This window comes from Terrisporobacter sp., assembly GCF_017888745.1.
GTDB lineage: Bacteria > Bacillota > Clostridia > Peptostreptococcales > Peptostreptococcaceae > Terrisporobacter.
Genome location: NZ_JAGHFM010000403.1, coordinates 1 through 2,128 on the forward strand (window position 1 = coordinate 1; position 2,128 = coordinate 2,128).

Sequence of the window (2,128 nt, forward strand, 5' to 3'; positions counted from 1 at the left end):
AGATATAGAAGATGAAAAATTAATAAATATATTAGATGAACTTTGTGAAGAGGTTTCTCAAAGAGCTGAATATTTAAATAAATGTGGAAGAACTGTTGTGCTTAAAGTGAAATACGATGATTTTACACAAATAACTAGAAGTGTTAGTGTAAATAAAGAAATTTCATCCCATGAAGATATTAGAACTAATATATATAACTTATTTAAAAATATTGAGCATAACCATAAAGAAATAAGATTAATCGGTGTCACTTTATCAAACTTAATTAATAAAGAAGAAGTCACAAATATTACAATATTTGAATATATTAATAATAACATAAAATAAAATATTTAAAATCCATGGTGAACTCCATGGATTTTTTCAGTATATAAACAATGATAAAGGTTATTAAATATTAGTATGTATCAAACTTGGAGGTGTAATTATGAATACAGAAGATTGTGAAAAAATTAAAGGTGGTGAAAATTATAAAAAAGTAAAGCTTGTCCTATGGTTAATACTATTTGCTAATTTGGGGGTAGCAATAACGAAAATAATTGTAGGAGGTTTAATAAATAGTTCTAGTTTAAGTGCAGATGGTATACATTCCTTATCCGATGGAATGTCTAATGTAGTTGGTTTGATTGGTATATCTGTTGCAAGTGTGCCAACTGATAAGGATCACCCCTATGGACATAAAAAATTTGAAATAGTGGCGAGTTTGTTTATAGGAGCTATGCTTTTATTTCTAGGTTTTAAAATCTTATATACTGGTATAAATAGATTCTTTAATCCAGTTGAATTAAGTATATCTTTAATAAGTTTAATATCGTTGATATTAACAATTATCGTTAATATATGTGTTACAACTTATGAAAGAAAAAAAGGAAAAGAATATAATAGTTATATACTAATTTCTGACTCTATTCATACTAAAAGTGATATTTTAATATCTATAGGAGTTTTAATTTCTTTACTTGTGATTAAGCTAGGATTACCGCCTGTAATAGATCCTATAATATCAATAATAATATCTTTATTTATATTTCATGCATCCTATGAAATTTTTAAAGAGTCTCTTGGAATATTATCAGATAAAGCAGTTATACAAGAAGAAGATATTATATTAGTGGTAAAAAGTTTTAATGAAGTAAAGAATATTCATAAGATTAGAAGTAGAGGGAGTATGAATGATATGTATGTAGATATGCATATTATGATTGATCCCAATATGAATATAGAAGAATCACATGAACTTACACATAAGATAGAAGAAGAAATTAAATGTAAGATATGTAGTAATTGTCAAGTAATAATACATGTAGAGCCTTACTATAGTATGGAAAATGCTTTGTAAAAAAAAAACTATATCTTATAATAAAAGAGCATAGATTAATATGCATATAACTAGAGAATAATTCATATTGCTCAAGGTGTAGAAATACTTAAAAGGGAATGTGGTGAGAATCCACAACAGCCCCCGCTACTGTGATAATGACGAAGGCTTAGGGCTTTGGAGAGCTTTAACTCCACTGGTAAAATGGGAAGGAGAAGCTGGTAGGATGATTTTGAGTCAGGAGACCTGCCTACAAATACATGATCTTTCGGTGGGAGAGAAATACTGTAATATGGGTTATTAATAAATAGGTATTAAAAAGCATATTATGGATCGGAAATATTATATTTGCGAAAATAGAGTAATATGAGTTAATTCTCTAGTTATTTATATAGAAAAGGGGATGAATTCATGAATCAACAAGGGTTTATAATAGATATTGTAGATGATAAAACAGCCAAAATGATAATGCAACGTCATTCAGCATGTGCATCATGTGGTAAATGTAATAAATTATCATCGGAGTGTCAAGATTTAGTAGTGGAAGTAGATAACCATATAGGGGCAAAAAAAGGCGACCATGTAGAAGTTAGCATGGAAAGTGTAAAAGTACTTAAGGCTACCATGCTTGCTTATCTTGTACCATTAATATTTTTATTGGTAGGAACTATATTAACATACTTTATATTAGACTGGATAAATTATTCAGGGAAAATTGAACTGATTAGCGGTGTTGTGGGATTAATATGTACTTTTATTTCTTATGTGATATTAAATAAAAATGATAAGAAATTTAGAGATAGTAGAGA

3 protein-coding genes and 1 riboswitch are annotated in these 2,128 nt (G+C 27.9%); all 3 genes read left to right on the top strand.

Going from position 1 to position 2,128, the window contains the following annotated elements:
• Window positions 1-328 (top strand): DinB/UmuC family translesion DNA polymerase (locus tag J7G74_RS16480; RefSeq protein ID WP_330616623.1); only part of this gene is annotated, 328 nt, incomplete at its 5' end.
• Window positions 329-428: 100 nt separating this feature from the next.
• The gene (locus J7G74_RS16485) at window positions 429-1,340 is read left to right on the top strand and encodes a cation diffusion facilitator family transporter (protein WP_297137411.1); all 912 of its coding nucleotides are present in this window, start codon (window positions 429-431) and stop codon (window positions 1,338-1,340) included.
• Window positions 1,341-1,397: 57 nt separating this feature from the next.
• A riboswitch (cobalamin riboswitch) is annotated at window positions 1,398-1,587 on the top strand.
• A gap of 143 nt (window positions 1,588-1,730) precedes the next feature.
• On the top strand, window positions 1,731-2,128 hold a 398-nt coding region (locus J7G74_RS16490; RefSeq protein ID WP_297137414.1), incomplete at its 3' end, for a SoxR reducing system RseC family protein.

Excerpts from the sequence above, each read along its gene's own strand:
- J7G74_RS16485 (WP_297137411.1), top strand. The coding sequence starts at position 429 with ATGAATACAGAAGATTGTGAAAAAATTAAAGGTGGTGAAAATTATAAA.